General features: G+C 73.0%; 7 protein-coding genes. 4 read left to right on the forward strand and 3 right to left on the reverse strand.

What is annotated here, in order from left to right; all coding sequences use genetic code 11:
- From Q0195_RS11075 to Q0195_RS11085, 3 genes are all read left to right on the forward strand, one after another.
- On the forward strand, nt 1-384 hold a 384-nt coding region (locus Q0195_RS11075), incomplete at its 5' end, for an Ltp family lipoprotein (RefSeq protein WP_299278363.1).
- A gap of 94 nt (nt 385-478) precedes the next feature.
- Nucleotides 479-3,691: a S41 family peptidase gene (locus Q0195_RS11080; protein ID WP_299278366.1), complete on the forward strand. Its 3,213-nt coding sequence runs from the start codon at nt 479-481 to the stop codon at nt 3,689-3,691.
- A gap of 150 nt (nt 3,692-3,841) precedes the next feature.
- Entirely contained in the window at nt 3,842-4,156 is a 315-nt protein-coding gene (locus Q0195_RS11085) for a hypothetical protein (RefSeq protein ID WP_299278369.1), read from the forward strand.
- A gap of 36 nt (nt 4,157-4,192) precedes the next feature.
- On the opposite strand, the gene Q0195_RS11090 is transcribed toward Q0195_RS11085, so the two are convergent.
- Entirely contained in the window at nt 4,193-5,329 is a 1,137-nt protein-coding gene (locus tag Q0195_RS11090; RefSeq protein ID WP_299278372.1) for a 3'-5' exonuclease, read from the reverse strand.
- A gap of 250 nt (nt 5,330-5,579) precedes the next feature.
- A complete protein-coding gene (locus tag Q0195_RS11095) occupies nt 5,580-6,005 on the reverse strand; it encodes a DUF1801 domain-containing protein (protein WP_299278375.1) in 426 nt (141 codons plus the stop codon).
- Between the two features lie 123 nt (nt 6,006-6,128).
- On the opposite strand from Q0195_RS11095, the gene Q0195_RS11100 reads away from it, so the two are divergent.
- Nucleotides 6,129-6,692 carry a hypothetical protein gene (locus tag Q0195_RS11100; RefSeq protein WP_299278378.1) on the forward strand — a complete coding sequence of 188 codons (564 nt, stop codon included), beginning with the start codon at nt 6,129-6,131 and terminating at the stop codon, nt 6,690-6,692.
- A gap of 23 nt (nt 6,693-6,715) precedes the next feature.
- Here Q0195_RS11100 and Q0195_RS11105 read toward each other — a convergent pair whose 3' ends face one another.
- A complete protein-coding gene (locus Q0195_RS11105) occupies nt 6,716-7,633 on the reverse strand; it encodes a sulfurtransferase (RefSeq protein WP_299278380.1) in 918 nt (305 codons plus the stop codon).
- Nucleotides 7,634-7,684 lie beyond the last annotated feature (51 nt).

Here is a 7,684-nt window from a genome sequence, read left to right on the forward strand (position 1 = left end):
CAGGCCGAGCGGGAAGCAGCCGAACAGGCCGAGCGGGAAGCGGCCGAGGAGGCAGCTGCCGCGGAGGCCGCAGCCCGCGAGGCAGCCGAGGTCGGGACCGTCTCACAGCAGAACGCCAAGCGGTCCGCCGAGAGCTACCTGCAGTTCATGGCGTTCTCCCGGCAGGGGCTCATCGACCAGCTGGAGTTCGAGGGCTTCTCCCACGACGACGCCACCTGGGCGGTCGACCGGGTCACCGTCGACTGGAACGAGCAGGCCGCCAAGTCCGCGGAGAGCTACCTCGAATTCATGGCCTTCTCCCGCTCCGGGCTCATCGACCAGCTGCTCTACGAGGGCTTCACCCGAGAGCAGGCCGAGTACGGCGTGGACCAGACCGGCCTGTAGCACCGCGGCGGCCTGACACTGCGCCACACGGGCCCAACCCTCACCACCGCGAAATCGCTGCCCCGAACGGCTCCCCGGCCGATACGTTGGCGCGATGAGTGCCTACCTGCGCTACCCGCACATCCACGGCGACCTCGTCACCTTCGTCGCCGACGACGACGTCTGGCTGGCACCCGCGGACGGCGGACGGGCGTGGCGGATCACCTCCGACCGCGTGGCCGCCGCGCACCCCCGCTTCTCCCCGGACGGCGCGCACCTCGCGTATGTCTCCCACCGGGACGGGCACCCGGAGGTCATGGTCGTCGACCTCGCCAGTGGTGGCAGCCGCCGCCTCACCTGGTGGGGCGCGGACCGCACCCGGGTGCTCGGCTGGACCGCGGACGGACGCGTGCTCGCCGCGACGAACGCCGGCGAGGCCATCCTCCGCCACGTCGTCGTCAAGGCGGTCACCCTCGACGGGGCGGTCGAGCGGCTGGACCTCGGCCCGGCCTCGGGGGTGGCCCTCGCCGCCGACGGCAGGGTCGCCCTGACGACGTGGAACACCCTGCCCCCGGCGCACTGGAAGCGCTACCGGGGCGGGACCGCCCCGAAGCTGTGGCTGCGTACGGGCGGCACGTGGGAGCGGCTCCTCCCGGACGAGCGGGCGAGCCTCGTCGACCCGATGTGGCTCGGTGACCGTCTCGCGTTCGTCTCCGACCGCGCCGCCCGCTTCCCCGACCGCGCCGACGAGCAGGCCAACCTCTGGCTCTGGGACACGCCCGGCACCGGCGAGCCGCAGCAGCTCACCCACCAGGGCGCCGACGTCGGGTACGTCCGGGACGCGACGACCGATGGGCGGCGCATCGTCTGGCACACCCGCGGGCGGCTCTGGCTCATGGACGACGTCGGGTCCCCGGCCCGCCCGCTCGACGTCACCGTCCCGGTGGGTGCGCCGTCGTCGTTCGCGGCGAAGCCGACGGAGAACCTCGACCATCTCGTCCCGGATCACGGCGGCGACGCCAGCCTGGTCGGCTGGCGCGGGAACGTCTACTGGCTCAGCCACCGACAGGGACCCGCCCGGGCGCTCGCGGTGGACTCCGGGGTGCGGGTGCGCGAACCCGCGCTGCTCGGCCGGACCGGACGCGCCGTCGTCGTCACCGACACCGAGGGGGAGGACGCGCTGGAGGTCCACACGCTGACCGGTGCGGAACCCCCGCGTCGGCTCGCGGCGGGGGCGCTCGGGCGCGTCCTGCACCTGGCCGCCGACCCGGCCGGGAGGCGCGTCGCGACCATCTCGCACGACGGCACGGTGCGGCTGGTCGACCTCGACAGCGGGGAGATCACCGACCTCGACGTCGCGGGTGAGGGGGAGGCCCGGCACATCGGCTTCAGCCCCGACGGACGCTACCTCGTGTGGAGCCAGCCGACGCTCGAGGACCGGCTCAACCAGCTGCGGATCGTCGACCTCTCCGCCGGGACCACACCGGTCCCGCTCACCTCGGGCAAGTACAACGACCACAACCCCGTGTTCAGCGCGGACGGCAAGTACCTCGTCTTCCTCTCCGACCGCACCTTCGACCCGAGCTACGACAACCACGAGTTCGGGCTCTCCTTCACCGGGTCGACGCGCCCCTGGCTCATCCCGCTCTCCGCACGCGAACCCGCCCCGTTCGGGCCCAGCGCGGATGGCTGGCGGATCAGCAAGGACACCGACAAGCCGGACGCCGCCGCCCCGGTCTCCTGCCCGGACCTCGACGCCGAGGGCGCGGAGGAACGGATCGTCCCGTTCGAGGTGCCTTCCGGGCAGTACCGCGACCTGCTCGCGGCCAAGGGCGGCGTCCTCTGGGTCAAGGTCGCGTCCGAGACCGGGGTGCTCGGCAGCCGGCGCGCGGGCGTCGAGGGGGAGCCGCCTGCCGACCAGCTGCAGTACTGGTCCTTCGAGGACCGCAAGGTCACCACCGTGGCCGAGAAGGTCGACACGGTCGCTGTCTCCGGCGACGGGCAGCGGGTGGTCGTCCGGCACAAGGACGCGGTCACCGTCCAGGCGGCCGACTCCAAGCCACCCGAGGACGACGCCGGCGCGGTCGTCACCGTCGACCTCTCCCGGCTCCGGTTCGACGTCGACCCGGCCGCCGAGTGGCGGCAGATGTTCGAGGAGAACCACCGGATCATGCGCGACCACTTCTGGCGCGCGGACATGGACGGCGTGGACTGGGCGGGCGTCGCGGACCGGTGGCGGCCCGTGCTCGACCGGCTGCGCACCCACGACGATCTCGTCGACGTGCTCTGGGAGGTCGGGGCCGAGCTCAACACCTCCCACTCCTACGTCACGCCCGCGACGCCGCCCGGGGACCAGGACCGTCGCCTCGGCCTGCTCGGGGCCGACCTCGCGCCGGCGGAGGACGGCTGGCGGCTGGAGCGGATCCTGCCGGGGGAGTCCTCCGACCCGGAGGCCCCCTCTCCGCTGCGGGCGGCCGGGGTGGACGCCGAGGCCGGGGACCTCGTCGTCGCGGTCGACGGTGTGCCGGTCGACCCGGCCCTCGGCCCCGCACCGCTGCTCGTCGGGGCGGCGGAGAAGCCGGTGGAGCTCACCCTGCGGCGGGACGGTGCGGACCGGCGCGTCGTCGTCGTGCCGCTCAAGTCCGAGGAGACGCTGCGCTACCAGGACTGGGTGCGCTCCCGGCGGGAGTACGTGCGTGAGCGCACCCGTGGCCGCCTCGGCTACGTGCACATCCCGGACATGGTGGCCAGCGGCTGGGCGCAGCTCCACCGCGACCTGCGGCATGCGTCCAGGGCGGAGGGCATCGTCGTCGACGTGCGCTACAACCGTGGCGGGCACACCTCCGAGCTCGTGCTCTCGCGGCTCATCGCCCGAGTCCTGGCGTGGGCGCCGGGCCGGCACTTCGCCACACCGGGCAGCTACCCGAGCCAGGCCGCGCGCGGGCCGGTCGTCCTCGTGGCCAACGCCGAGGCGGGCTCCGACGGCGACATCATCGTCGCGGCCGCCCAGTCCGTGGGGCTGGGGCCGGTGGTCGGGGAGCGGACGTGGGGCGGCGTCGTCGGGATCGACGGCCGCTTCTCGCTCGTCGACGGGACGTCGGTGACCCAGCCGCGCTACGCGTTCGTCTTCGAGGCCAAGGGTTGGGGCGTGGAGAACCACGGCGTGGACCCGGACATCGAGGTCATCCACTCGCCGGCGGACTTCGGCGCGGGGGAGGACAGGCAGCTCGACCGGGCGATCGCCGAGGCCTTCGCCGCGCTCGAGCGCCGGCCTGCCCTCGAGCCGCCGGGGCTGCCGGAGCCGAGGGTGCGGGCGGGGGAGGGGTGACGGCCGCGAACCTCACCCGCACCCCTGCGGGCGTACCAGTAGCCCTCGATCGGCCCACTCCGGTACTGGACACTGCGGATCGGCGAGCAGGACAATAGGCACCCTGGGCTGGGCCGCCCGCCGAGCCACTGGACTGCGGAGGCAGCGATGATGGATCCGGGCTGGGAGGCAAAGACCCTGGAAGAGGCGCAGCTGGCGCTGGCACACGTCGTCGGGCACCCTCGCCTGCGCGACGCCCTGGACGTCACTCCGCCGGCGGGCGCGGAGTTCGACCCCCGCGCGGCGCTCGAGCAAGCGGGTGTCCTTCTCCCGACCAACGCGAAGGTGACCTTCGCCGAGGCGGCGACGGAGTCGGACTCACCGCACTGGGACATCTGCGTGACGGTGACCGGTCCGTCCGGGCACGCGCATGTCTGGTGCGTGACCGTGCAGCCGCCGATCGTCTTCGAGAGCGCCACCGTCTGACGATCGAGTTCGTGCTCGGCGAGTTGGCACGTCAGGTCAGACCAGCTCCGGGCACGTTGTGCGGTTGTGGCCGGGTGTCCGGCAGTGCCCACAGCGGCGGACGGTCCGCGGGCGGGACACCGTCGTGGTGGCGGTGTTGCCGAGCGCCGGCCCCGGCGTCGGTTCGAGGTCGTCGAAGTAGTCAGGCATCCCGAGCGCCGCGGCAGCTCGATTGAGGTCACGCACCTCAACAGTCGTCAGGACGTCGTCCGCCAGCGCCACCTCTCGCATGGTTTCGAGGAACCGCTCATTGAGCGCGGCTACCTGCGCCGCACCAAGTCCCGCGGACCCGGCGATGCGGGCAAGCTGCTTGGCCTCGTCACCGATGATCCTGCCGTCCTCAAGGGCGGCACCCAGAGCATCGAGGTAGACCGCGGCGGTCGCGTCGTCGACCTCGTGGGCGGACACGGGCAGGCGCGCGAGCAACGAGGCCATCCAGCCGTCGTCGCCCTTGCGGAGGTTGACTGCACGGGTCACCGGACGGTGCACCCCTACGGGGAAGCTCCCGCGCAGGCCGCGCCCAGGAGCACACGCGTAGCTGAGCGCATCTGCGTGGGGGGTGAGCATGCGTGGCAGCAGCCTTGCGACTGCGCGGACGTCGCCGAGCGCGGCGTGAGCGTCCGGCATCGGGATGCCCGCGTGCTGGGCGAGCGTCGCGAGCTTGTGGTTGGGCGTGTCGAAGGTGCGCTGTCCGAGCCAGAGGGAGCACAGTGCCGGAAGGGATGTGCCGCGCACGCCGATGCGCGCCAGCTCCGCCGCGAGGAACCGCTCCTCGAACACCGCGTTGTGTGCCACCACGACAGCACCCTCGAGCCGGGCGAGGATCTCACCGGCGACGTCACCGAAGTGCGGGGCGTTGCGCACCATGTCGTTCGAGATGCGGTGGACGAAGACGGCGCCGGTGTCGCGGCCCTCAGGGTTGATGAGGGTGGAGTACTCGTCCTCGATCCGGCCGGCTGCATCGATGCGGGCGATCGCGATTTCGATGACGCGGTCGCCCCGGGCCGGCGAGAAGCCGGTCGTCTCGACGTCGACGACGGCGAATGGTCCGTCGTGCCGGTAGCCGCTCGCTCGACCACCGACCTCCGCGTACGAGAAGAGTGGTCCGCGCAGGCCGGGCTGGGCGAAGGGCATCCGGCGGTCGTCGGCAGCCGCGGACCGGACCCGCGGTTCCGTGCGAGCTGGCCGCCGCGGTGTTTGGACCACGACCGGGGCCTGCTTCGCCCTCTTCCGACGTCGGACCCACCAAACTGCGGCGAGGACCAGCAGGACAAGAATCACGAGCTCCACGACGACTTCCTTCCAGCGACTCGATGCCGGCGAGACCGTATCGGCGATGTCCGACATCGCTGTCGGCCGGCCGCTGCGCGGAGCATTGGGGCCGTTATGCGTACTCCGCCCTGGTGAGCTCGTAGGAGTCCTTGATGAGGTAGCGCAGGACGTCCTCGTCGACCCGGTCGAGCCGGGTGAGGTAGAGGCACGTCTTGCCGCTCTTGTACGGGCCGAGCTTGGCGAGCTGCTCGGGGTAGCGCTGCTCGTAGTCGGCGACGAGGTAGACGACGAGGTTCGCCTTCCGGGGGCTGAAGGCGAGGATGGGGGCGTCGCCCTCGCGTCCCGACTCGTACCTGTAGTGGTAGCTGCCGAAGCCGATGATGCTCGCCCCCCACATCACCGGCTCCTCGCCGCTGATCTCCCGCATGATCTCGATCATCCGCTCGGCGTCCTTACGGCGGGTCGCGTTCTCGACGCGGGCGATGAACTCCTGCGGGTCGGTGTCCGTGGGACGCATCTTGTTGGCGGCCTTTGCCATGGGGATGTCCTTCTGCTGGTCGCACAAGAGGAGAGGGTGGAGGAACAACGTGCTCCCACCGTAGACCGCACGTCCGACACGGGAGTGCGACGACGGCCTCCGACGTCGAACGAGGGGAGCACCATGCCGGGCCGGATCCTCGGGTCACTGATCGGCGCCACTTTCGGGCTGGTGTACGTCATCGTCAACAGCGGCTCGCTGCCGAGCATCGCCACCTGGGTGGTCCGGGGGCTCGGGGTGGCGGACTTCCTCGCGCTCGTGGTCCTCGCGGTGCGAGCGACCCGTCATGCCGAGCCGGCGACCGGTGTATCGACCCGCGGCAGCCCGTTCGGCGCCGGCTACTGGACGGTCGTGCTCGTCGAGGCCGTGGCGCTCATCGTCGGTACGCGCCTGCTCTCCGGGCCCCTCGATCGGCCGGACGCCGGGGTCGCGTGGGTCTCGATCGTCGTCGGGGTGCACTTCTTCGCGCTCGCGGTGGTCTTCCGCCTGCCGTTCTTCCACCTGCTCGGCGCTGCCATCACCGTGTGCGGAGTGGTCGGTCTCCTCCTCGCCCTCCTCGGCTCGAGCACCGCCGACGTCGACGTCGTCGCCGGGCTGCTGCCCGGGGCGCTGCTCCTCGCCGCCGCCTGGTGGGGCGTGCGCACCGGCTTCCGGGTGCGTCTGCGGGCCGGCGACCCCTCGTCCTGAGCGGCGAAGGGCTCTGGCACCGCTCAGCCCTCACCCGTGGCGACGGGGCGGTCGGGGTCGGTGATCCAGTGCGACCAGGAGCCGGGGTAGAGGGAGGCGGCGATTCCCGCCTCGTGCGCGGCGAGCACGAGCTGGGCCGCGGTCACGCCCGAGCCGCAGTAGGCGGTGACGGGGCCGCCACCGGGCACGGCACCGGCTTGGGCGAGGAGGTCGCGCAGCGCCGGCGCGGGCAGGTAGCGGCCGTCGCCGTCGAGGAGCCGGGCGGCCGGGAGTGAACGGGCTCCCGGGATGTGGCCGGCCACCGGGTCGATCGGTTCGGTCTCGCCGCGGAACCGCTCTCCGGCGCGCGCGTCGAGCAGCACCCCGGCCTGCCCGGCGAGCACCTCCTCGGCGTCGACGACGGCGCGGGGCCTGGTCGCTCCGTGGGCGCTCGGGACGCGCTCCGGCGGCGGATACGCAGCGCCGCCGCGCTCGCCGCCGGGCGGCTCGGACGCCGAGACCGGCGCCACCTCACCGCTCTCGACCACCCCGCCCGCGGCCAGCCACGCCGGCAGGCCGCCGTCGAGCACGCGCACGTCGTCGTGCCCGATCCACCGCAGGCACCACCACGCCCGCGCCGCGGCCGCCGCAACCCCACCGTCGTAGACGACGACGCTGCTGCCCGGGCCGACCCCGAGCAGCCGGAAGGACTCGGCCAGCCGCTCCGGGGAGGGCAGCGGATGCCGCCCCCCGGCACCGGGCGGGTCGGCGAGGACGGTGTCGAGGTCGCAGAAGACGGCGCCGGGCAGGTGCGCGCCGCGGTAGCCCTCCGGATCCGCGCCGGCGAGGGTCCAGCGCACGTCGAGGAGCAGCGGGGGAGAGGCGTGGTCCAGCACGGACCGCAGCTGCTCCGGGCCGACCAGTGCGCTCATCGCCTCACCCTGCGTGTCCGCGGTGCTCATCCCCGCATGGTGCCACCTCGCGCGCTCGGCACGTCGGCCGGGCCGAGGGGC

Origin of the sequence: uncultured Georgenia sp. (assembly GCF_937958535.1) — a bacterium.
Classification (GTDB): domain Bacteria; phylum Actinomycetota; class Actinomycetes; order Actinomycetales; family Actinomycetaceae; genus Oceanitalea.